Raw genomic sequence first — 24449 nt, 5'->3', positions numbered from 1 at the left:
CAACGGCCCATTGCGAAAGAAAGCGGCTGATGTATCAACGGCAGTATTTCAAAAGTAAAAACGTGTAATGACCAAGCTTTCCCCAAGAGGTGCCACGCGTACGCGCACCAATGGCATCAAAAGTTTTCCAAAGAGACACCTGTTACTGGTAACCGGTGTCGCCGCTGCAGTTATGACTGTAGTAGGCCTGTTACCCTCTCCACAGGTTGAAGCCAAACGCTCCGAAACCGAGCTGGTGATTGATGAGTTTCAACCCGACACACCTCAGGAAACCCTTAAAGAACTGGCCTCTTCTGAAGAAAAAGCCACACCTGTAGAAACTGAAGCCCAGCGACTGGCCAAAGAAGAAGCCGAACGCTTGGCTGCTGAAGAAGCAGCCCTGGGCAAATGGAACAGTCTCACCATTAAGTCCGGTGACAACCTATCCACCCTGTTTGATGACATGGGCCTGAGTGCCAGAGTGGTCTATGAAGTATCCAAAACGCCCAAGCTGGGTAAAAGACTGACCGACATTCGTCCCGGACAAACCCTTGAATACCGCGTCAACAGCGAAGGGGTTTTAACCCAGCTTCGCTACGTCCAGAACAAGCTCGAAAGCATACTCTATGAGAAGCAGGACGATGGCTATGTGGGTAAACAGATTACTCTCACGCCGGAAGTTCGAGTGGCGTATGGTGAAGCTTCGATTAAAAACTCTCTGTTCCTGGCCAGTCAAAATGCGGGTTTGAGCGAGAAAATGACCATGGAGCTGGCGGCCATATTTGGCTGGGACATCGACTTTGCACTGGATATTCGCAGCGGTGACAGCTTTAACCTGATCTACGAAGAGAAATACCTTGATAATGAAAAGCTGGGGGATGGCAACATTCTGGCAGCCACTTTTGTGAATCAGGGTGATAGTTATACAGCCATTCGCTATACAGACAGTAATGGCGACACCAGCTATTACTCACCAGATGGCAAAAGCATGAAAAAAGCATTCTTGCGCACGCCAGTGAATTTCACCCGTATCAGCTCCCGTTTTAATCCTAACCGGCTCCACCCGGTATTTAAAACCAAGCGACCTCACAGGGGAACGGATTACGCTGCACCTACCGGCACACCGATCAAGGCTGCAGGTGATGGCAAAATCAAATTTACCGGTTGGCAGAATGGCTATGGCAATGTTGTCTATATCCAGCACCCCAACAATGTCGTGACGGTTTATGCTCACCAAAGCCGCCTGAATAAAAAACTCAGGAAAGGCAGCCGGGTTAAGCAGGGTCAGACGATTGGCTACGTTGGCCAAACGGGTTGGGCAACCGGACCTCATCTTCATTATGAATTCCGGGTCAACGGTGTTCACAGAAATCCAGTGACCGTTAAACTGCCCGATGCTTCACCCATCCCAAAATCGGAGCGGGATCGTTTCATGGCCTTTGCCAGCAAAACCGTGGCCCAGCTGGAAAAAAACAGCAGTACCATGCTGGCCAAAAACGAGAAAGAGTCTGAATAGCGGCAATAGCCCCTTCTATGGAAGGGGCATGATGGATTACCAAGGATATGCCTGAATATTATATTGGCCTGATGTCAGGCACCAGCCTGGACGCCATAGATGCTGTCCTGGTGGCATTCGAAGAGAACACTTCAGAGAACTGTCACCAGATTCAGGCTCTCTCCCACCCTCTTCCTCATGATCTCAGAGAGCAACTGCTTGCTCTTACTTTACCGGGTCCAGATGAAATCGAACGGATGGCAATAGCAGAACCCGCATTTGCTCGTGAGTCTGCACATGCCGTACAACTACTGTTAGAAAAGGCTGGCTTTTCTGCCACCCAAATTACAGCCACCGGCAGTCATGGGCAGACTATTCGTCATCGACCTGAAAAAGGCTTTACGCTTCAGATAGGCGATCCAAGTCTGATTGCTGAACTGACCGGTATTCAGGTAGTTGCAGACTTCAGACGTCGCGATGTGGCTGCTGGAGGACAGGGAGCTCCTCTTGTCCCGGCCTTTCATCAGGCCGTTTTCAGCGATTCCACACATGACCGGGTGATATTGAATATTGGTGGCATGTCCAATATCAGCCTTCTTCACGCCGACCCTCAGAAACCTGTGACTGGCTTTGATACGGGGCCTGGTAATGTTCTGATGGATTACTGGTGCCAACAGCATCTGGATCAACCTTTTGATGAATGCGGCCAATGGGCTGCTTCTGGCAAGGTCGATGATCAGTTGTTGAACGCCATGTTAAAAGACAGTTACTTTTCCGAGGCGCCTCCCAAGAGTACCGGCAGAGAACGTTTTAACCCGGGCTGGCTGGAGTCTCACCTGAAGGACTTTTCAGGACTACCCGCAGAAAATGTTGCCGCCACACTGGCTCTACTGACAGCAAAAACCATCGCACTGGATATCTGCCAGTACGCTCCTGCCTTCAAAGAAGTACTGGTTTGTGGTGGTGGAGCCAGTAATAAACACCTGATGAAGCTCATCGAGAACGAATTGAATCCTATAGCCGTTTTAACAACAGCGTCTTTGGGAATTGAGCCGGATTGGGTAGAAGCAGTAGCCTTTGCCTGGCTGGCAAAACAGACACTGGAAGGAAATCCCGGAAACCTGCCCGCAGTAACGGGTGCTTCCGGTAAACGTATTTTAGGTGCTATCTATCTGGCTGGATGATGGAGTGATCAGCCTTCGGGTGCCTTCAAAGTTCTTGCTTCAACGCCCAGTCGGCCATATTTTGCCTTCAGGGCTGGGGCCAGAGCGTCGTTGATTTTTGCCACACGGCTTCTTACTTTGGCTCTTTCCTCTGGAGATACGAGTTCATCCTGAATCAACTTATGCAGTGAACTCTTCAACTTATCAACCCCCTTATTCTCAAGCTGTTGCTTCATCAGCAACCTTTCCTGCTTCATATGGACAGCTCTTTCCAGAGGTTTGGTTTTTGGAGGTCTCTCACGCTTGAAATCGCGAATTAAATCTGACATCTCTTCTTCAAGCAGAACCAGTTGTTTCAGTAACGGCACAAGACGGAAAGCATCATTAGGATGAACCTCATCATCAACCCCACCCTCCATCTCAAGCATTTTTTCAAGCATTTCCAGTTCTAGCTCGTCATCATCCAGTGACTCATAAATATTCTCTCCTGTCACTGGATCCACAGAGTCAGAGCGATCTTTTACAGGATTTCTTGGAGGCAGGGGCGGAGGAATCTCACCATAGGAAGGGTTATTCCATACCTCCACATCATGATTGCCTTGGTTAATATTTTCAGGTGACGGCCTGTCTTTCAGACTTCTGGGAACATCGTAGCCTGGAGGTGTGTGCAGCTTGCGGGGCACATCATACTCTGGCGTTTTTTTCAAATTACTGGGTACATCATAAGTATTATTCTGCCCAAGTCTTGCATACCCTGGAGGTGGCTCACTGCCATAGCTTCTTGGTTTTGGTTTGGGGGCTGTATCATGATTCAGGGTACTGTAATGATCATCCTTGTCTTTTAATCGGGTTCGGGGTCTAGGAGTGGGTCTTTCTTTCTTCCTTAATTGATCCTGCCGCATTTTTTGAATGTCTTCATCACTCACATAATCACTCTCACTTTGAGGCGTCACATTCTCATATTGAGTGTGGTATCGAAATTGCTCTCTGCCTGAAACATTCTCATAAGCTGAACTTGTGGAAGAATTGGAATAAAGAGGCTCACTTTGAACTTTGGACTCTGATGCTTTCGACTGGGTACTTTTTAACTGCTGCCTTGCCTCAACAAGGTCTTTTGCCTGCAGGGTTGGCTGAGGTCTCCTGGGAGCTGCCTTGCCCGTTCTCGGTGCTACGGGTGGTTTGGGTTTAGGCTGGTCTGTTTCAGATTTTGTCTGTTGCTGACTGGAAACAGAAGATGGCCTGGTTCTGGGTTTTGGGGTAGGAGCGGATGTATAACGCCCCTCCTGAGGAAGCACTTGAATGAACAGTTTCGCTTCAGCCTTCATTGCCGCTCTCAATTTAAGATTCCTTGCCGGCTTGGGTGGAGGCTGATTGCTTTTAACCTGTTCTGTCTTCAGTGATGGTAATTGAAAGGAGGCTGATTTGGTGATCTTTCTGCGCACACCACCCAACTTGGCAAAAACTGATTTCACCCCCTCTTTGATTGTTGATGCACTAAATAGCTGCCCGCTACTTCCCTGGGGACCTGAGACCTCGCCCATCACACACCATCCATGTACACATTTATATATTATTCAGTGTAATAGATGCTGCGTGGCTGGACGCAGGGAATGGCTCTTAATGTCTAATAAAATCAGCTCATTGCAACGACTTTCGAGTCACGCACTACTGACGCTTGTGAGATCATTTTTTTGACAGCAAGACCCTTTTGGTCAAACAAATGACAATTATGGGCATTCAAACCTATCTTGATAGAGCTGTTTGCTGGCAAATCCACTTCTCCGGCCGCCAGTACAATGCATTTTTCAATGGTGGCACCACTGCAATGCACATAAGACTGGGCCCCCAGATTCTCTATAACATCAAGCGTTAAACTCAGACTGGCATCACCGCTGCCATCCAGGCTGATATGCTCAGGACGAATACCCAGTGTGAGGTCATCACCAGATTTGAGGTGGTTTCCTTCTCGATCAAGGGTCAACTGGTCACCTCCTGTCAGAGCTACGGTGACGGATTTGTCTGTTGCCTCCATCACCCTGACATCCAGAAAATTCATTTTGGGAGAACCGATAAAGCCTGCAACAAACTGATTGACGGGGTGATGATAGAGCTGCATTGGAGCACCCACCTGCTCAACCTTGCCGTCCCTGAGCACTACGATTTTATCGGCCAGCGTCATGGCCTCTACCTGATCGTGGGTGACATACACCATAGTGGATTTCAGCTCATCATGGAGCTTTGAAATCTGGACTCTCATATCCACACGCAGCTCTGCGTCAAGATTTGAGAGCGGCTCATCAAACAGAAACAGTTTTGGGTTTCGAACAATGGCACGACCGATGGCTACCCTCTGACGCTGACCACCCGAAAGCTCCTTCGGCTTTCGATCCAGCAAATGATCAAGCTTGAGCATCTGGGCTGCCATCTCAACCTTCACATCAATCTCGGCCTTGTTCTTTTTGGCAATACGCAAGCCAAAAGACATGTTATCCCTGACCGTCATTTGTGGATAAAGTGCATAGGACTGAAACACCATAGCCACTTCACGATCTGCTGGAGCCTCTTTCACAACATTTCTGTTATCCAGATAAATATCTCCGGTACTGGGTTCTTCCAATCCTGCCAAGGTTCTTAACAAAGTGGATTTACCACAACCTGAAGGTCCGACAAAAACGACAAATTCACCTTCTTTGATATCCAGATTGATGTCATGAAGTACATGCACATCGCCGTATTTTTTATTGATATTTTTCAGTTCGACTCTGGCCATAACGGATACCTGCTTCAATCCTGAAGATTTTTATTTTGTCCTGGCCCAAGACGGGCTCATACAGGACTTATTATTCTTTTACGCCGCCTTGGGTCAGGCCTTCAATAAAGGCTCTTGAAGCCAGCAAAAAGGCAATCACAGTCGGTGCCATCATGATGATCAACCCTGCAAACATCATGTGCCATTGAACCGCAAACTGGGTTTTAAACTGTTGCATACCCAACGTTAATGGGTACAACTCCCGATCCTGTAAAAACAACAGGGGCAGGATGTATTCATTCCAGGAAAAAACAAAGGCCAACAAAGCAACGGTGGCAATGGCCGGTTTTACCAGTGGTAATACCACCATCCAGTAAATCTGGAAGGGAGAGCCGCCATCAATCCGTGCCGCCTGTTCTATTTCTGGAGAAACGCCCTTAAAGAAAGCCGTGAGAATAAAGACTGCCAAAGGCAACATGACAGCCGACTGAACCAGAATAACACCCACCAATGAATTGGCCAGACCAAGCTCTTTAACCACTACAAACATAGGCGGCAAAGCCAGCCTACTGGGTATGATCACGCCAATCATAAAGCAGATAAAGATCAGGCTCTTACCCCTGAATTCATGACGAGCCAATACAAAAGAGACCATGGTCGCCAGCAATACACTGATCACTACTGTACTGAGACTGATGATCATGGAATTCAGAAAGTACTCACCAAAATCAGCCCGATCCCAGGCTCTGGCATAGTTAGAAAACTGCCAGACTTCCGGAAGCGCAAAAGGCTCTCTTAAAACCGCACCCAAGTTAGGCTTCACTGAATTCATCAGCGCAATGCCAAAGGGCAACAGAATAGTCAGCGCCCAGGCCAGTAAAACAAACTGAACCAGCAGTTGTTCATGGGGCCGAAGTTTGAAGATTTTTTCCATGGCAAAACTCCCTTAGCGCTCTCGTAAATTCTTCAGGCCCAGATAAACACTGCCCGGCAAAATCATCAGGGCAATGACAATACCAATGGCTGACGCCATACCCAGATCTGCAGCACCGGAACCACCACTGCTGCCAAATGCCGTTCGATATTGGAAAGTTCCCATAACGTCGGTTGAGTAATAGGGGCCAGCATCAGGCCCCATAAGAATCAGCACCAGGTCGGCGTTATTAAAGACATCCACCATGATCAGAATGGTGATCAAAATAAAAGCAGGGGTCAGAACCGGTAATACCACATGACGAATACACTGCCAGCGACTGGCACCGTCCAGTACAGCCGCTTCAAGAAGGTCGGATCGAACCCCGAGAATGGCAGAAAGAATCAACATGATGACAAAGCCAAGCTTCTGCCAGATATAAAAAGCAGCAATGGTCGGCAGTGCTGTATCTTCATCGCCAAGAAACAGTACCGGTCCCTCAGCAGCACCCACAAGCTGAAGCAGCTGATTCAATGGCCCTCTGACATCAACAATCAACTGGCCTAAAAATGCGATAGCAATAGCGGCTAAAGGATATGGCAGGAAGAAAACCATTTTGTAGTATTTCTTGCCCGCTGTATTCCAGCTCAGTAACAAGGAAAAAACGGTTCCGATCATTAAAAAGAAACCGATACAGAGTCCAAAGAAAAACAGAGTCTGCCAGAACGCTTGAAACAGTCTTTCACGCATGACTTCATTCGTGAGTAGTTCGTGGTAATTATCCGTCCCCACAAACTCCCAGGGACCAATACCAGGCCAGCTGATCAGTGACATGAAAAAGGTGCCGATCAAAGGCAGAAAGTTAAACAGTCCATACAGAATGCAGCCGGGTATGAGCAGCATCATATACTGGAATTTTTCTTTTTGACGAAACGTCATCAGACGCTGGCGCGGGGTAGAAATGGTTATCATGATCTTCTACTTCATTCTTGTTATACGTCGCTAGACTGTTTTATCAGTAAGCTGCTTTTTTTAAGCTATCGCTTCATTGCCGGAAATGCCACAGGCACACACAGGCCCTTGATACTCAAGCAAGATAAACAGTCACAAACTATTGGATTGGAAAAAGGGCGGCAGGAGGGGAGGCTGCCGCCAGTGCACAACAAGGAATCGAATGTATCAGAGCCCTTTGGACTTAAAGCCTGTCTCTATTTTTTGAGCCAATTGCTTGGCGTTGATTTTGCCTGCGATAAAGGCCTGGAAGTTAGGGCCTACCACTTCTTCATAAGCGACATTGATCGGACCTTTCCAGGTCAGATATTCCTGACCGTTCTTGGCGATAAACTCAGCAGCCTGCTGCTGATATTCACTCTTATAGCTGATGCCACTTTTATAGGTGGTCAGCTCACCCACCAGATCCGCAAACAACTGACCAAACTCTTTCGAGGCTGTATAGGCCAGCACCTTGTTAGCAGCATCCACATTGGCAGACTTCGCATTCACCAGGTAGGCACCGTCAGCAAAGGCATAGACCTTACCTGCAGGACCAGGGACTGGCATCAAACCAATCTCAGCCTCAGGGTCTGTCTGACGAATCGTTGAAGCCTGGGAAGTTGACCAGAGTCCATCAATAATCATGCCCGCTTCACCCAGAGCCACATTCACACGCATACCGCCGTAATCCTGACCGCTGGCCGCAGAGTTAATGTAGGGTTTCCAGCTTTCGAAGGCTTCCAGCATGGCTACATATTTATCGCTGGTGAATGGATCTTTACGATTAGCAATAGTGTCCAGATCATCACCCAGGAAGCCTGCTTCCAGCGCAGCATTCAGCATGGCCAGAGACCAGCCCGCACGTCCGGCAATATCCAGAGGGACTTTACCGGCTGCTTTCAGTTTCTTCATGGCTTCGGTGAATTCAGCCTGGTTTGTAGGCTCTTTGATACCCAGCTCACGGAACAGCTTCTTGTTATAAAGAATTTGAATGGTCTGTACCGCAAAAGGTACGCCATAGGTTTTACCATCGGATGCCTGACCGGCATTCATAACACCCTGAGCCAAACCACTCAGGTCAACACTGCCAGGAATGGGCTTAACAATGCCTGCTTCAACGTATTGATCCAGGAAAGAGGCCCTTGGACGTCCCTGGAAAAGATCTGGTCCACCGTTTTGCAGAGCTACATTCAGTCGGGAGTTGTATTGCTGGGCGTCGGTCACTTCTACCTTGATGTCTACGCCTTCAAGACGCTTGGAAACTTCTTCCCAGAGTGGTTTTTCCTGCTCACGCCAGGTCCAGAGTTTCAGGGTGACATCCGCCGCAGCCGAGAAACTGGTAACGGCAACACTGAGGCCAACACTGGCTGCTACCAGACATTTCTTTAACGTCTTCATCCGCATTCCTTTTTATTGTTATTGTTTTATCAAGCTCAAGGCTGTTCATGCCCAACGCATAGTGAAGTAAATGATCCACGTTCTTAGAACGTGGTTTTGCTTTATGCCCCCCCTATAAGGGGGCTGAAACCGCCAGCCTTCAGAGAAGGCTGGTGAGAGTTGCCCCAAGATTGCAGATTATTTCCTGAAATCTATCTCCTGCTGGAGACGTTCTTTCTTTTCTTGGTACTTCACATATTTACGGATCATTTCTGCATCTACTCCGACAGTATCGACACAGTAGCCTTTTGACCAAAAGTGATTACCCCAATACGGTTTCTTCTTGAGGTACGGAAATTTCGTAAACAGCCTCAAAGCTGTCCGCCCCTTCACCGTTCCCAGAAGCTTCGATATCGAAACCTTCGGAGGCACTTTTACCAGTAAATGCACATGGTCATTCTGGATATTCAGTTCCACTACCGTACATCCAAGCTGACTACAAAAGACCTGAATGCTGTTATAAACCTCGGCTTTCACTGCCCCGGTCAGGACTCGAAACCTGTATTTTGGCACCCAAACTATATGATATTGGCAATGCCAAATGACATGCGTTAACTTTTCAAATCTACTCATGTTACTTCCTATCTCTAGTAGTTGTGGGGACAACTCAGAGATAAGGAGTAGCATGGGTAGTTCATGGCAGGCGAAGCCAACCATTCATGACCACGTCCATAGGACGTGGGTTTTCACGATGCACTAAACTAAAAGACCGTCAGGCTCTGAAAGCTATTGCCATGAGGTTGACCAGAGCAGAAGCTGGCAACTTGGGTGATGTTAAGCCTGTCGGTGGAAGTATCAGTGAGATGCGAATATTTGTCGGTAAGGGATACCGTCTTTATTTCACACTTCGAAACGGGCGTTTAATCATTTTGCTCTGTGGTGGAGACAAATCGAGCCAATCGAGAGACATTGAAAAAGCCAAGGAATTACTGCAAAGCCTGGAGGGAATAAACCATGAAGGATAACCTTAAACCCTATAACCCTTTTGACAATGCCCTGACGGATGAAGACATTCCCTGGTTCCTCACTGAAGCTTACCTTGATGAAGATCCAGCCGTTTTTATTACCGCCCTTGGTCATATAGTTAAATATAAAGGTGTAGCTCAGCTGGCAGAACAAACGGGACTCAACCGTGAAAGCCTATATAAAACCTTCAATGGTAAGGTTCAACCCCGTTGGGATACAGTTCATCGATTGCTGAAAGCGTTAGGCGTCAAGCTCGAAATAGCAGCCTGAACACCTTTCACTCACTTGGCTTTTCTCTTTCTGGGCTGCCTGCTGCCAGATGGCTTGCTTGCCGTAGGTTTAGAGGCTGAACTACCCGCTTTTTTTCGAGTCGTTTTGGCCTTTGCCTTCTGCTTGCGGGTAGGCTTTTTCTTTTTAGCCGGTTTTTTCCCGGACTCTTCCGACTTGGCTGCATCCAGCAAAGCTCTTTTAGCGGCCCGGCTCTTGGCCACACTGGCTAACTGCTTACCCCCTTTAGAAGGGCTTTTGCGTGATTTTCGAGAGCGTGGCGGCTTCAGTGAAGCGCCTGAGGACAATTCAAAATCAATTTTCTGATCATCCAGATTGACGCTGGCAACCATCACTTCAATATCATCACCCAGACGATAACTCTTACCGGTTCTTTCCCCTACCAGACGATGATGAACGGCATCATAGTGATAATAGTCACCTGGAAGACTGGTGACGTGCACAAGCCCTTCCACATAAATATCATCCAGAGCTACAAACAGACCAAAGCCGGTAACCGAAGCAATTACACCCGAGTAGGTTTGCCCTATATGCTGCTGCATGTACTCGCATTTCAACCAGTCCATGGCATCACGGGTCGCTTCATCAGCTCTACGCTCAGTTGCAGAGCAGTGCTCACCCATAGACAGCACTTCATTACCATCGTAGGGATAGATGGTCTTCTTGTTCATATCCTTTGCACCTACACGAACAACGTGTCGTGTATCTACAGAGGAACGAACAATGTGACGGATAGCCCGGTGAACCAGTAAGTCTGGATAACGGCGAATCGGTGAAGTGAAGTGTGCGTATTCATCAAACGCCAGACCAAAGTGCCCCTGATTGTCCGAGGTATAGACAGCCTGACTCATGGAGCGAAGCACCACGGTCTGAATGACATTGTAATCAGGACGATCCTTTACAGACTCCAGCAAGGCCTGGAAATGGGCTGGCTTCAGCTTACCTGCGGGCAAGGATAATCCGAGACTGGCAATAAAGCTGTTCAGATTAAGCCGCTTCTCCATAGTCGGGCCTTCGTGTACCCGATAAAGCCCTGGAATCTTGTGTTTCTGGAGGAATTTGGCTGCACAGACGTTAGCACACAGCATGCACTCTTCGATCAGCTTGTGGGCATCATTTCGAACGGCAGGAACAATCTTTTCAATCTTGCGGTTACGACCAAATACGATCTGGGTTTCCACTGTTTCAAAATCAATGGTGCCCCGATCAGAACGAATGCTTTTAAGCACCTTGAAAAGGTTGTAGAGCTCTTCTACATGAGGAAGTACTGACTCCCTTTCCTTCCGCAGTGCTTTGCCCTCTTCACTGAGAGGCTCAGACAGCATCTCCCACACTTGCGTATAAGTCAGTCGTGCATGGGAACGGATCAGCCCTTCGAAGAATTTGTAACCGGATATTTTGCCTTTGGAGCTGATGGTCATTTCACAGACCATGGCCAGACGATCCACTTCGGGGTTCAATGAGCAGAGGCCGTTAGACAGCACTTCCGGCAGCATGGGAATAACATGGCCCGGGAAGTAAACAGAAGTACCCCGGTTATAAGCTTCCTTGTCGAGAGCGGTGCCCGGCTTCACATAATGAGAAACATCAGCAATAGCTACGAATAAACGCCAGCCGCCACTTTTTTTGGTTTCACAGTAAACGGCATCATCGAAATCACGAGCGTCTTCGCCATCAATGGTGACGAAAGGAGTTTCTCGCAGATCTACACGATTTGTCTTGTCCCGCTCTGCTACTTCTGGCTTGAATTTGGCGACCTGTTCTTCAACTTCAGGTGGCCATTCATGGGGAATATCATGGGTACGAACAGCCACATCGACTTCCATACCCGCATCCTGACGCTCTCCCAGAATTTCCTTGATCAAACCCACTGGCTGCACCCGGCGACCGGGCTGCTCTAGAATCTCAACCAGAACATACTGACCATGGCTGGGCATCAATGGCCCTGGCTTAATGAGAATCTCACGGTCAATTCTGGAGTTTTCAGGCACAACAAAAACATTGTCGTGCTCCATGTAAAAGCGGCCTACCAGCTGAGTAGTGTTGCGTTCAATAACTTCAACAATCTGGCCTTCTTTGCGACCTTTGCGGTCAACTCCGGTTTCGCGAACAACAGCACGGTCACCATCAAAAGCCTTTCGCATTTCCCGCCAGGAGAGGTAATAATCTTCCCCACCTTCATCAGGAATAAGGAAACCATAGCCGTCCTTATTGCCCTGAACTCGCCCTTTCACCAGATCCATTTTACTCAGCAAGCCGAAGGTACCCTTGCGGGTTTCCAACAACTGTCCATCACGAATCATGGCTTTCAGGCGAAATAGCAGAGCCTCCTGCTGCTCAGGAATCGTCACTCCCAGCTCACGGCACAAGACTTTATGACTCGCCGGAGCCCCCCGATTTTCCAGGGTTTCCATGATAAACAGACGACTGGGAATGGGATTGTCGTAGCGGGCTGCTTCATCGGCAGCCTGGGAGTCCAGCTCTTTCCACCCTTTTTTGGGCATAGGGTATATCAACCTCTCGGCGGTATAAATAAGTCTATCGGTACATAGCAGTGTAACCCGATATGGGAAATAAGCGCTGCATCTTTGCCTAGTATGCCCACAGTTGCAACCGAATTCCTACCGCATATGCGTTGAGGCTCAAAGCCATGCATTGACTTAGATCAATATTTCAGCACCGACAACTGATTAAAATATTAACTATTAAGAAAAAAAACCATTCTACACCCACACATAAGGGATCATCATGAACAGAAACGTTCTCTCATTGGCTATGGCTGCAGCGGTTGCTGTTTCTGCTACCTCTGCCCAAGCTTATGAGGCCGGAGATTTTATTTTCCGTGGCGGAGTGGCCAGTGTTCAGCCAGATGTGGACAGCGGAGGATTGAAAACCAACGGAGTTGAAGACAAAAATGCCACAGCTGATGTCAACAACGACACCCAGCTTGGCCTGTCATTCACTTACATGCTGTCGGATAAATTCGGTGTTGAGCTGCTGGCAGCTACGCCTTTCCAGCACACTCTGACAGGCAAAGGTGGTCTGGCTGGATTGGGGGATTTTGCTGAAGTTAAACACCTGCCGCCTACAATCAGCCTGCAGTATTACCCAATGGATAAAAACGCCAAATTCCAGCCTTATTTAGGACTGGGCGTGAACTACACCGTATTCTTCAGTGAAGATTTTAAAGGTGCTGCTAGCGACACATTCAGAGATCTGGAACTGGATAGTTCATTGGGCCTGAGTGGCCAGCTAGGTTTTGATTATCGTCTGAATGAAAACTGGGCTCTGAACGCAGCTGTTTGGTATATGGATATCAATACCACCGCCAAGTTCAAGGATAATGCAGGCAATCGCTACAAGCTGGATGCAGAACTGGATCCACTGGTGTACATGGCCGGTGTCTCTTACAAGTTCTGAGGAGAGTATACCTGTAACACCTTAGCGATGTTACAGGTGAGCAAGTCGCCAGTTTAACTGGCGACTCATGGAGTCAGCTGAAAGGCTGTTCCAGGATGATGGTTTCTACGCGATCCGGGCCGGTAGAAACGATGTGGATAGGCGTTCCCACCACTTCTTCCAGACGACGAATGTAAGCACGGGCATTTTCAGGCAGATCGTCCAGGTTCTTGGCGCCGAAAGTAGATTCATTCCAACCTGGCACTCCTTCATAAACCGGCTGAATTTCTTCGTACTCTTCCGCATCCACAGGGGTAGTGATGGACTCACCCTGAGCGTTCTTGTAGCCAGTGCAGATCTTGATGGTTTCCAGACCGTCCAGAACATCCAGCTTGGTCAGGCAAAGGCCAGACACAGAGTTGATCTGAACAGACTGACGCAGAGCTACTGCATCAAACCAACCGCAACGACGTGGACGACCGGTAGTCGCGCCAAACTCGTTACCTTTTTTGGCCAGGTGCATACCCACGTCGTCAAACAGTTCGGTCGGGAAAGGACCGGAACCAACACGAGTGGTGTATGCCTTGGTGATACCCAGAACGTAATCCAGATACAGAGGACCAAAACCACTACCGGTAGATACACCACCTGCGGTTGTATTGGAGGAAGTTACGAACGGATAGGTACCGTGATCGATATCCAGCAGGGAGCCCTGGGCACCTTCAAACAGGATGTGATCGCCCTTGCCATGATGCTCATGAACCTTGTCGGTTACACGCTCAATCATTGGCTTGATCTGTTCACCCATGGCCAGTGCTTCATCCAGAGTTTTCTGGTAATCAACAGTCTCGGCCTTGTAGTAATTTTCCAGAGCGAAGTTATGGTACTCCATCACTTCTTTCAGCTTCTGGGCAAAACGCTCAGGGTGCAGCAGGTCAGCAACACGCAGACCACGGCGAGCTACCTTGTCTTCGTAGGCTGGGCCAATACCGCGACCTGTGGTACCAATCTTATCTTTGCCACGAGCGACTTCGCGAGCCTGGTCGAGAGCAACATGATAAGGAAGAATCAGCGGGCAGGATGGGCTGATACGCAGACGTTCGCGTACAGGTACACCACCCTCTTCCAGCTTGTGGATCTCTTTCAGCAGAGCTTCTGGAGACAGTACTACGCCATTACCGATGTAGCATACGACGCCTTCACGCAGAATACCGGAAGGAATCAGGTGCAGAACGGTTTTTTCACCGTCAATCACCAGTGTGTGGCCGGCGTTATGGCCGCCCTGGAAGCGCACAACCGCTTCTGCCTGCTCAGTCAGCAGATCAACGATTTTGCCCTTACCTTCGTCACCCCATTGAGTGCCCAGTACGACAACAGTCTTACCCATGGTAAACGGTCTCTTACTTTCCAATCAGCCATGAGCGTCTCTTAATAGAGTGCCGCTCACTCGATCTATAAAAACACCTGTAACCTGAATGGCGGCATTTTCATAATAAACAAACCAGACATGACAAAGTGCGGCTCAAGAAGTTTTCTTAGCCGACTCTCATGCATCTGTGACAGGCCGGAGGCTGGTAGTCAGGACAAGCCTAAACTACCACCCATTCTCCGTCACGGCAGACCAGCTGCCGGTCGCAACCCGTGCCCGCAGCGTCTGTCTCTTGTTCAGGCAGTTGGCAAACTACCCGCTGTCCCTGACGACGCAGTTTCTGCACTATCGCAGGATCCACATCAACAGGAGCAAATATCGTCATTCGTTCTTCACTGGCTTCAGCTTTCAAATCCAGAAGAGCCTTCAGCTTAATCAATGTCTTGAGATCTGTACTGAAACCAGTCGCTGGACGAGCTCTACCAAAGACTCGTCCAATGCCATCGTATCGTCCACCCTTGGCTATTGCCTGTCCCTGTCCGGGCACATAGGCTGCAAATACGACGCCTGTATGATAGTTATAGCCGCGCAGCTCACCGATATCGAGGTAAAGGCTGGCTGACGGGTAAAGCTCTGCGACCTTGCCGGCAATCATTTCCAGCTGATCCAGTGCTTTGAAAACCGCTTCGGGCGCATCTTTCAGAAGCGCACGGGCATCACTGACTACACTGACATTGCCTGCCAGATTGGTCAGCGCTTTAAACATATCCGCTGTGGCTGGGCAAACCTGCCAGCTGGCCAGCAGTTCAGAAACTTCGCACACTGCCTTTCTTTGCAGGGCATCAAAGAGTTTCTGTTCCTGACCTTCATTCAAACCGGCGTATTCCACCAGTGAACGATAAATCTGAACATGGCCCAGATCCAGATTTGGTGACTCTATGCCTACAGCTGCGAGAGTTTCCAACATCAGAGAAATGACTTCTATGTCACTCTCTAAACCGGCGTGCCCATAAAGTTCAGCACCTAACTGTATAGGCGAACGGGAAGCACCCAGTGATGCCGGACGGGTGTGAAAAACACTGCCTGCATAGCAAAGTCTGACTGGCCCTTTTTCTTTCAGGGTATGAGCATCGATCCGGGCTACTGCTGGCGTAGTATCTGCTCTCAGCCCCATAGTTCGGCCAGTGAGCTGATCCGTCACTTTGAACGTCTGCAGTTCCAGGTCATGACCTACGCCTGCAGTAAGAGATTCCATAAACTCCAGATGAGGAGGAATCACCAACTCATAGCCCCAGCGATCGAATAAATCCAGCATCTCACGGCGCAGCATTTCTGCCTGACGTGCTCTTGGTGCCAGTATTTCCTCAATGCCATCTGGCAATAACCAGCGATCTGCTACAGTCATCACAGCCCTCTTATTTTCGCTCTTACCACGTGTGCCACAGCCCCAGGAGGTTAACCGAGAACAGGCAGCCTCCTGGAAATGCCACAGCGAAAGAAACATATTTGGCGTCACTCAATGAGTCGAATCTTAACGGTCTACTCACAGGAAGCAGTAAAGCCAAATATCTTCCCCTATCAATATGACGCTCTTATGTGAGCATACTCAGCATAAGGAGTCCTACCAGCATGCTGCCAAAGCCTGCAATACGCAGCTGCCGGTTATCAATCTCTGACAATTTTGTGACCATATTGCGCCAGCGCTGGGGGTACATGAAAGGCAGTACACCTTCCAGAATCAGCATCAGGCTGAAGGCTATGCCCAGGTGTTGCAATAAATCCACAGGATGACTCCATCAAGCAAACAGGCACACAAAAAAACCGGGCAGAACCCGGTTTGCGGTATCATACCACTGGCTGAAGCAGAGTTCACGACCAGCTGTCGATTATTTATCAGTTTCTGACCAGTCAGCCGGAACAAATACTCTGTTTAAGTTTCACTGAACTTCCACAGAATCATGCCCGGCATAAAAATGCCACCTTAAAGGTGGCATTTTCAGGTTCTGACAAATTACTTCTTACTGCCTGATTTGTTATTCAGGTAGTTGAAGAAGTCATTATCAGGCTCCAGCAGCAGGATGTCGCCTTCGCTGCTAAAGGATTCCTTGTAGGCCTGGAGGCTACGGTAGAAAGCGTAGAACTCAGGATCCTGACGGTAAGCCTTGGCATAAACTTCAGCCGCTTTGGCGTCACCATCACCTCGAACGATTTCCGCTTCTTTGTAGGCCTCAGCCTGGATAATCCGCTGCTCACGATCAGCGTTAGCACGGATACCTTCAGCCATTTCCTGACCTTTGGAGCGGTATTCCTGAGCTTCTTTTTCACGCTCGGAAGACATACGTTCAAATACAGAGTCACTTACCTGAGGTGGCAGGTCTACTTTTTTAACCCTCACATCAACCACAGTAACACCCAGCTCTTCTCTGGCTACTCTATCCAGATTGCTGGTGATATCGTTCATCAGCTTGTCACGCTGACCGGATACCACTTCGTTCAGTGTCAGACCACCAAACTTGTTACGCATTCTGGACTCAGCACGCTGAGACAACAGTGTGTTAGCACGGTAGATATCACCGGCAGTTGCCCGGTAGAACTTGGCTACATCAGCAATACGCCACTTGATGTAGGAGTCTACGATCACCGCCTTCTGCTCCAGAGTCAGGAAACGCTCAGAAGGCACTTCCAGATGCTGGAGACGGGCATCAAAGATACGCACGTTATCCACAAACGGGAATTTAAAGTGCAGGCCTGGCTGGAGGTTAGGATTCACCAGCTGACCAAAACGTAACTGCACAGCGCGTTCACGTTCGTTGATTACGAAAAGACTACCCCAGGCTACGATCAGAATGACCAGACCGGCGATCAGGGCTGTAAAACCTTTCTGACTCATCGACCAATCCTCCCACTGCTACGTGCACTGTTCACTCGCTTGCCTAACTCCTCTGCAACGCGATTACTGATGTCGGACAGATCCTGACTGCTCAGCTCTGATGACTGGGCTGGCAAGGATGATTTACCCTGAGTCAGTCGATCCAGCGGCAGGTACATCATATTGTTGCCACCTTTGACATCAACCAGTACCTTGCTGGTGTTCTTCAGCACTTCTTCAACGGTTTCGATGTAGAGACGTTCACGAGTCACATCCGGTGCACGCTTGTACTCTGAATAAAGCTTGGAGAAACGATCAGACTCACCTTCAGCTCTGGCAATCGTCTCATCACGATATGCATTAGCTTCTTCGATGCTTCGCTGAGCCTTACCACGGGCTTCAGGAATAATCTTGTTAGCGTATGCTTCAGCCTTGTTCTTGGCACGCTGCTCGTCTTCTCGAGCTCGGATTACATCATCAAATGCCGCCTGAACCTCTTTCGGAGGCTGAGCACTCTCAATGTTGACCTTACCAATGCGCAGACCGGTACCGTAATTATCCTGGTATTCCTGCAGACGCTTGCGTACCTCTTCACCCAGAACTTCACGCCCCTGGGTCAGCACCTGATACATCTCGGAGCTACCTACTACATGACGCAGGGCACTCTGGGTTGCCTGCTCAAGACTCATCAGAGGCTTGGTAACATTCAGGACATACTTTTTAACGTCATCGATGTTGTATTGAACAGACATGGAGACTTCAACGATGTTCTCGTCTTCAGTCAGCATCTGTTGTCTCAGGTTATAGGTACGAAGTTCAGTAACCTTTTCCTGATATTTGGTTTCAATAGGCGGGAAATACATGTGCAGGCCCGGACCTACGGTCTCGGTATATACCCCGAAGCGCAGAATAACGGCACGCTCTTTCTCATCAACGGTGTAAACCGCATTCCAGAGATAGGCGACAATTGCCAGAACAATGATTCCGATAAACATTCCTGAAGAGGAACCGGAGTCATTGCTCCCGCCACCTGAACTGCCTCCGCTCTTGCCACCACCAAACATTGAGTTCAGCTTATCCTGTAGCTTGCGAAACGCTTCATCCAGGTCAGGTGGCCCCTGATTTTTGCCACCACCCTTATTATTCCCACTACCCCATGGATCCTGGCTGTTTCCACCCGGCTCGTTCCAGGCCATATATGTCTCCGTAGAGTCAGTAACGAATTCACTGCCCAGCTGGTGCGTCAGGACTTGCATCGTCCAAACTGGCTCTGTGAGCAAACTAATTTGCTGTTAAAAGCTGATCCTCACCATTACGGCAGGATTGTTCTTTTCACAACATGACAAAAGAAAATCCATAAGGCGATCGGCCAGACAGATCTGTGAACGTGACCTTATCCGGCCAGGCGTGGCGTCTCTGCCAGAACGCTACTCTCAGGCTAACACGAGCCGTGACAGAAGCGGGAGATATTCAGCACTTTTCAGACACCACGACTTTCGGCGACGGACCAAGGCTAATATGTCGTTCTAGGCCAGATTGTAGAGTTTGGATAGCAGGAAGTGCAAGCTCATATTAGTAATCGCCGCAACTTCCTATTACGAGAGGAGCCCTGAAAGGCAGCCTATTTACCCCTCGCGCAGGCAATTTTCCTGCAATCCCTCTTGTTTTGCCACACGCTCAAAGTCGCTTCTCGGCATGCGAATATCGAGCAGCAACTCGCCATTATCAGAATACTCTTCAGACCGGATAGCGCCCATTTGGTATAAACGTGCTCTAACCTTTCCCTGAGCAGCCTGAAGTTGCAAGCATCCCTGAACCATGTCGTCACCTAACAGTTCAGTGATAGCCTGTTCAATCAGCTCAAGTCCCACTCCGGCTTTGGCTGATACCCAAACACGCTCCGGACGCCCCTCGTCGTCGCGCTGAATTTTGGGTTCTACTTCTGCCAGTAAATCTATTTTGTTGTAGATCTGCAACGTAGGAACATCATTGGCATCAATTTCTTTGAGAACCACATGCACTTGCTTGATGTTTTCGAGGCGCTCAGGATCATGGGCATCAATGACATGGAGCAGCAAATCAGCCTGTCGCGTTTCTTCCAACGTTGCTCTGAAAGCCTCTACTAACTTATGAGGCAGATGACGGATAAATCCTACGGTATCCGCAAGAATGACAGGCCCAAGATCAGCCAGGTCAAGCCTTCTCAGGGTTGGGTCCAGTGTCGCAAATAACTGGTCCTGAGCATAAACATCCGACTCTGTCATGCTGTTAAACAGGGTGGACTTGCCCGCATTGGTATAACCCACCAAAGAGACCTGAGGCACTTCTGCCCGCTTACGGGAACGACGCCCCTGGTCACGCTGCTTTCGAACTTTTTCAAGACGACGGGTAATACTTTTGATTCTTGCCCGCAACAGTCGGCGGTCTGTTTCCAGCTGGGTTTCACCCGGCCCACGAAGACCAATACCACCCTTTTGTCTTTCAAGGTGAGTCCAGCCTCGAATCAAACGTGTACTCATATACTCCAGCTGAGCCAACTCTACCTGCAGTTTACCCTCAAACGTTCTTGCACGCTGGGCAAAGATATCCAGAATCAATCCAGTGCGATCAATTACACGACACTCCAGATCCTTTTCAAGATTCCTGGCCTGACTGGGGGATAGAGCATGATTGAACAAAACCACTTCTGCCTTGTGCTGCAAAACAGACTGACGGATTTCTTCAACTTTGCCGGGACCGACAAAATAGCGGGGAGAGGGGGACCGGACGTTCACCGTGATAAAAGCAAGGGTTTCAACACCAGCGGAGCGCACCAGCTCCATAAATTCCTGCGGATCTTCCCGTTCCTTGTCTTCGCTCAATTCCGGATGAACAAGGATTGCACTTTCACCACCTTCATGGCGCTCAAAAAACAAACAGAACTCCTGACATTATTTTCTTTCGCGATGGTATTACCGTGAAAAATAAAAGGCACTGATGGTTTCAATATCTGCAGCGCTCGTTACTTTTCTGTCGCTGGAAGGCTGACCGAGAATAGACAGCTTCCTAAGGATCATTAACCATGAATCAGGCGTCGTTCTTGAATGATTCAAACCCAGGACGGTGGACGACACTTCCTTTCATGGTGGCCAACTGTTACTGCCAATTAATTAACCATGCAGAACAGCGAAATATTGGGTCGGTCTGAGTAGATAGCCGAAAACAGACTGCCGATGTCACAGTATACTGCCCGGTTACTGCACTACACAGTGCTTTTTTATCACGAATATTATTTTGCTGCGCCATTTCTTATTTTCGAGACAGTCAATAACATTGACTTAACTCGACGAAATTCATGAAACGCATAAACGCCAAAAGGCGCTAAAAAGCGCCTTTCAGTCAACCAGCAGAGGATTATTCCTGCTCGTCTTCAGCCATACCTTCCTGACCCTGCATTGGCAGGCGTACCGGACGGCTTGGCACAACAGTTGAAACTGCGTGCTTGTAAACCATCTGGCTAACAGTGTTTTTCAGAAGGATTACAAACTGATCGAAAGATTCGATCTGCCCCTGGAGTTTAATGCCGTTTACCAGGTAAATGGAAACTGGCACGCGCTCTTTACGCAGCACATTAAGGTAAGGGTCTTGTAGAGAATGCCCTTTTGACATTTCTGTACTCCTTATTAATTCTCGGGTTTTGAATAGCCTTTGTTCACTTCTAGGTGGGCTATTCGTTTGACCGGCAGCGCCAGTACCTGATTGTTCAATCTGTGTACAGCCCAGAAATTTAGCTGGGCAACAGTAAGCGATGCCCCGCACTGCCATCAATAGGTAATACTAGCTACTCATGCCGGACCTGCAGAAACTATTGCAGGTGCTCACGTACCAGTCTTTCCAATGCACTTTGTCCATGCTTTTCACTCAGAAGGCTGACCAAGAGTAACAGTCAGCCTCCCATACAAAGCCGAGGCCAGGAGACTTGTACAGAAATCGCTCGCTTAATATCCCTTATATGAGGACGGGCTTCACCCATTTCAAGGCTTCTTCTACCCTGTTTTCTGACAAACTGTCCAGCCAGTTCACATCTGGCCAGCTTCTCAGCCAGGTCAACTGCCGCTTGGCCAGCTGCCGGGTAGCAATCACTCCTTTCTCCACCATGGTGGAATAATCCATCTCTCCTTCAAGATACCCCCAAACCTGGCGATAACCAACCGCTCTGATGGAAGGCAGTGAAATATTCAGGTCACCGCGCTCATACAGACCCCGGACCTCCTCAATAAAATGCTGATCCAGCATCATTCTGAAGCGGGCTTCTATCCGTTGATGAAGGACAGAACGGTCTTTGGGAGCAATGGCCAGATTCACCACATTATAAGGCAAACGACTGGCTTCCTGCTCGCTATGCCACAGGGAAAGAGCCTTACCTGTCGCGTGGTACACTTCCAGGGCTCTTTGCAGGCGTTGCGTATCGGTAGGTTTGATACGATTGGCAGCTACAGGATCAACAGTTTGTAACTCTTCATGCAGTGCCGACCAACCTTCCGTACTGGCTCTTTTCATCAATGCATCACGGATCGCCGGATCGGCTGCTGGCAGCGTTGCCAGCCCGTCTCTCAAAGCCTTAAAATAGAGCATGGTACCTCCCACAAGAAGAGGTATTTTTCCCTTATTAGTAATTTCCGTCATTTCCCTGAGAGCATCCTCACGGAAGTCTGCCGCTGAATAAGGCTCGGACGGATCACGAATATCAATCAGCCGATGAGGAGCCCTGTCCAGCTCCTCTGCAGAGGGCTTGGCAGTTCCTATATCCATACCCTTGTACACCAAAGCTGAATCAACACTGATCAACTCACAGGGCAGTCTTTCAGACAGCTGAATAGCAAGGTCCGTTTTGCCGGATGCAGTGGGTCCCATCAGAAAAATAGCCGGAGGCCGTTTTTCGTCAGAAGATTCAGTCTGAGTACTCGAATCAGATGCCATAACCAGAAAAATAGAGTCTAATGAGAAAAAATGGGGAGCTGAGTTTACCTGAAGCTCTCCCGGGATCAAAAGCGATAGACTGAAAACCTGTAAAAGAGTTCCAAATTTTTCTCAAATAGCCGCATGATGCCCTGCATGCATCCCCGTCACTGTCCCTTTCACCAATCCCTGTCCAGCGATATAGAAAGGCATGTAATTAACACCACCCACCGCTTCGCCACAGGCATAAAGTCCTTCAATGACCAGGCCATTACAATCAAGTACCTGTGCATGTTGATTGATCTTAAGACCACCAAAGGTATAGGTAAGACCTGCCGTATAGGGATAGGCCACATAAGGCGGCTCAGTAATCGGTCTGGCCCAATTGGATTTAGGTGGGGTCACTCCGGCAGTGTGGCACGCATCCAGAGCATGAAAAGAGTAATCAAGATGGCTGTATTTTTGGCAGGCAAGGTTAAAACTTTCAACTGTTTCCACCAGATTTTGGGCATTGATACCCAGCTGTGATGCCAGCTTCGGAAGTGTCTGGGCTTCCTCTCGGGTCACACCCTTCGCCTGATAATAGTTATCCAGATAGCGGACTCCTTGCTGATCAAAAATCTGAAATCCCAACTGGTCTGTTTGATGTAACGTATCCAGAGCCACCGCAACATAACATTTGGGTGGATAATTTGCGCCTTCATCCGTAAAGCGCCTTCCCTCACGATTGACAATAATACCGGCCACAAAACTGACCCGGTTGGTTAATTCCCGAATGGTATGATCAGCAGAATCCGGCGCATTCACATCAATGGGTGAGCAATGACAACCTTGCCAGTGACCATATGGCATAGCCCCTAAATCCAACGCTTTCTGGGTCAAGAGGCCGGTATTATAAGGCACACACCTCTGTTTTAGTCCTGCAAATATTTCGCCCAGATGCTCTTTGACCATCTGTCTGTTTGCCTCAAAGCCTCCTGAGCCAAGAATAACTTTCCCATATTCGCGCCACTGTTTTCCGCATGAGTCTTCTATACAGGCACCTATCACAGCACCATCTTGATCAGAACGAACCAGGTCTACCACTCGACTCTCGTACTGAACCGTCCCTCCCATTGCTTCCAGAATTCGCAGCTCTGCATTGATCAGTCCTTCTCCTTCTCCCTTGGCCTGAAGTATAAGACCACCGCTGTATACCTGCTCACCGATGCGCGCGGCAGTGGTATAGGTATGATCAGACAATTCAAGTTCGAGCCCATGCTTCACTAACCAGTACATGGAGGAGTAACTGTTCCTGACAATCCAGCGGATCAGCTGCTCATCGACTTTGCCAGAAGCCGTCGCCTCCATGAAGTAGAGGTCAGAATCATAGGGCTCTATTTGAACATTTTCAGCCAGGGGCTTCTGAAGGAGCAACTCCACTCTTTCCGATGATTCCAAAGCAATTCTAAGCACTGCAGCCGTTAAGCGGCTATTACCACCACGATTAGCATAGTCAGCCTGATCAAAGACCTTGACGATAGCGCCTTTCTCCCTGGCAGCAATGGCAGCGCTGAGTGCAGCATTTCCAGTACCGGCAACAATAACTGCGCCTGGTCTGCTGTTTTGCTCATAGTCAATTTTCATGAGAGTGATCGCTTTGGGAGGTTTAAGAAAGGATCAAAATAAAGCGGAAAAAGGAATACAAAATCTGACTAATATAAAATAGATGCCAATTCTCACAGCCAACAATAAGACTAAAGACTTATAATCAAAAACATTCAGCTCTACCTTCTAACACCTTTACTCCTCACAAGCGCCACTCACAAAGTGAACTGAAGTGTTTTTTCTTACTTTAAAACACCCAATCAAAATTTTTTGACCATACTTACTGCTATTTTGATCTGAGCAC

General features: G+C 48.7%; 21 protein-coding genes. 5 read left to right on the top strand and 16 right to left on the bottom strand.

What is annotated here, in order from left to right; translation table 11 throughout:
- Positions 1–67: 67 nt before the first annotated feature.
- Both WG89_RS07120 and WG89_RS07115 read left to right on the top strand, forming a co-directional pair.
- Positions 68–1495, top strand: a complete 1428-nt coding sequence (locus WG89_RS07120; protein WP_062263415.1) for an OapA family protein — start codon at positions 68–70, stop codon at positions 1493–1495.
- Positions 1496–1542: 47 nt separating this feature from the next.
- Positions 1543–2658, top strand: a complete 1116-nt coding sequence (locus WG89_RS07115; protein WP_062263412.1) for an anhydro-N-acetylmuramic acid kinase — start codon at positions 1543–1545, stop codon at positions 2656–2658.
- An 8-nt stretch (positions 2659–2666) separates the two neighbouring features.
- On the opposite strand, the gene WG89_RS07110 is transcribed toward WG89_RS07115, so the two are convergent.
- From WG89_RS07110 to tnpA, 6 genes are all read right to left on the bottom strand, one after another.
- Positions 2667–4109: a hypothetical protein gene (locus WG89_RS07110; RefSeq protein ID WP_153301466.1), complete on the bottom strand. Its 1443-nt coding sequence runs from the start codon at positions 4107–4109 to the stop codon at positions 2667–2669.
- Between the two features lie 161 nt (positions 4110–4270).
- A complete protein-coding gene (locus WG89_RS07105) occupies positions 4271–5407 on the bottom strand; it encodes an ABC transporter ATP-binding protein (RefSeq protein WP_062263406.1) in 1137 nt (378 codons plus the stop codon).
- A 70-nt stretch (positions 5408–5477) separates the two neighbouring features.
- Positions 5478–6320 carry a carbohydrate ABC transporter permease gene (locus WG89_RS07100; protein ID WP_062263403.1) on the bottom strand — a complete coding sequence of 281 codons (843 nt, stop codon included), beginning with the start codon at positions 6318–6320 and terminating at the stop codon, positions 5478–5480.
- 12 nt (positions 6321–6332) lie between these two features.
- Positions 6333–7271 carry a carbohydrate ABC transporter permease gene (locus WG89_RS07095; protein WP_062263400.1) on the bottom strand — a complete coding sequence of 313 codons (939 nt, stop codon included), beginning with the start codon at positions 7269–7271 and terminating at the stop codon, positions 6333–6335.
- Between the two features lie 207 nt (positions 7272–7478).
- Complete coding sequence (locus tag WG89_RS07090; RefSeq protein WP_062263396.1) at positions 7479–8690, bottom strand: ABC transporter substrate-binding protein; 1212 nt, start codon at positions 8688–8690, stop codon at positions 7479–7481.
- A 177-nt stretch (positions 8691–8867) separates the two neighbouring features.
- The gene (gene tnpA / locus WG89_RS07085) at positions 8868–9302 is read right to left on the bottom strand and encodes an IS200/IS605 family transposase (protein ID WP_062263750.1); all 435 of its coding nucleotides are present in this window, start codon (positions 9300–9302) and stop codon (positions 8868–8870) included.
- An 86-nt stretch (positions 9303–9388) separates the two neighbouring features.
- Here tnpA and WG89_RS07080 point away from each other — a divergent pair, with 86 nt between their 5' ends.
- Positions 9389–9694: a type II toxin-antitoxin system RelE/ParE family toxin gene (locus WG89_RS07080; RefSeq protein WP_062263394.1), complete on the top strand. Its 306-nt coding sequence runs from the start codon at positions 9389–9391 to the stop codon at positions 9692–9694.
- Positions 9684–9965, top strand: a complete 282-nt coding sequence (locus WG89_RS07075; protein WP_062263391.1) for an addiction module antidote protein — start codon at positions 9684–9686, stop codon at positions 9963–9965. The genes WG89_RS07080 and WG89_RS07075 overlap by 11 nt, the downstream gene beginning before the upstream one ends.
- An 11-nt stretch (positions 9966–9976) precedes the next feature.
- Here WG89_RS07075 and rnr read toward each other — a convergent pair whose 3' ends face one another.
- On the bottom strand, positions 9977–12487 hold the full coding sequence (gene rnr, locus WG89_RS07070; protein WP_062263387.1) for a ribonuclease R: 2511 nt from the start codon (positions 12485–12487) through the stop codon (positions 9977–9979).
- A gap of 244 nt (positions 12488–12731) precedes the next feature.
- Here rnr and WG89_RS07065 point away from each other — a divergent pair, with 244 nt between their 5' ends.
- A complete protein-coding gene (locus tag WG89_RS07065; RefSeq protein ID WP_062263385.1) occupies positions 12732–13403 on the top strand; it encodes an OmpW/AlkL family protein in 672 nt (223 codons plus the stop codon).
- Positions 13404–13476: 73 nt separating this feature from the next.
- Here the strand turns inward: WG89_RS07065 and WG89_RS07060 are convergent, their stop codons facing one another.
- The 9 genes from WG89_RS07060 to tcuA all read right to left on the bottom strand — a co-directional run bounded on the left by WG89_RS07060 (position 13477) and on the right by tcuA (position 24184).
- A complete protein-coding gene (locus WG89_RS07060) occupies positions 13477–14769 on the bottom strand; it encodes an adenylosuccinate synthase (RefSeq protein ID WP_062263382.1) in 1293 nt (430 codons plus the stop codon).
- Positions 14770–14971: 202 nt separating this feature from the next.
- Entirely contained in the window at positions 14972–16156 is a 1185-nt protein-coding gene (locus WG89_RS07055) for an ATP phosphoribosyltransferase regulatory subunit (RefSeq protein WP_062263379.1), read from the bottom strand.
- A gap of 187 nt (positions 16157–16343) precedes the next feature.
- Positions 16344–16535, bottom strand: a complete 192-nt coding sequence (locus WG89_RS07050) for a DUF2065 domain-containing protein (protein WP_062263375.1) — start codon at positions 16533–16535, stop codon at positions 16344–16346.
- 227 nt (positions 16536–16762) lie between these two features.
- Entirely contained in the window at positions 16763–17641 is an 879-nt protein-coding gene (gene hflC, locus WG89_RS07045; protein WP_062263372.1) for a protease modulator HflC, read from the bottom strand.
- Positions 17638–18816 (bottom strand): FtsH protease activity modulator HflK, encoded by a 1179-nt coding sequence (gene hflK / locus WG89_RS07040; protein ID WP_062263747.1) that lies wholly within the window; start codon positions 18814–18816, stop codon positions 17638–17640. The genes hflC and hflK overlap by 4 nt, the downstream gene beginning before the upstream one ends.
- A 429-nt stretch (positions 18817–19245) precedes the next feature.
- Complete coding sequence (hflX, locus tag WG89_RS07035) at positions 19246–20535, bottom strand: ribosome rescue GTPase HflX (RefSeq protein WP_062263370.1); 1290 nt, start codon at positions 20533–20535, stop codon at positions 19246–19248.
- A gap of 478 nt (positions 20536–21013) precedes the next feature.
- Positions 21014–21268: an RNA chaperone Hfq gene (hfq, locus tag WG89_RS07030; RefSeq protein WP_062263366.1), complete on the bottom strand. Its 255-nt coding sequence runs from the start codon at positions 21266–21268 to the stop codon at positions 21014–21016.
- Between the two features lie 339 nt (positions 21269–21607).
- Positions 21608–22579 carry a tRNA (adenosine(37)-N6)-dimethylallyltransferase MiaA gene (gene miaA / locus WG89_RS07025; protein WP_062263743.1) on the bottom strand — a complete coding sequence of 324 codons (972 nt, stop codon included), beginning with the start codon at positions 22577–22579 and terminating at the stop codon, positions 21608–21610.
- Positions 22580–22690: 111 nt separating this feature from the next.
- Entirely contained in the window at positions 22691–24184 is a 1494-nt protein-coding gene (gene tcuA, locus WG89_RS07020) for an FAD-dependent tricarballylate dehydrogenase TcuA (protein WP_062263363.1), read from the bottom strand.
- Between the last annotated feature and the right edge of the window lie 265 nt (positions 24185–24449).

The sequence above is a fragment of the Endozoicomonas arenosclerae genome (assembly GCF_001562015.1).
Lineage (GTDB): Bacteria > Pseudomonadota > Gammaproteobacteria > Pseudomonadales > Endozoicomonadaceae > Endozoicomonas_A > Endozoicomonas_A arenosclerae.
The sequence above is the reverse complement of the archived record's forward strand: the minus strand, read 5'-3'. Positions and strand labels throughout refer to the sequence as shown.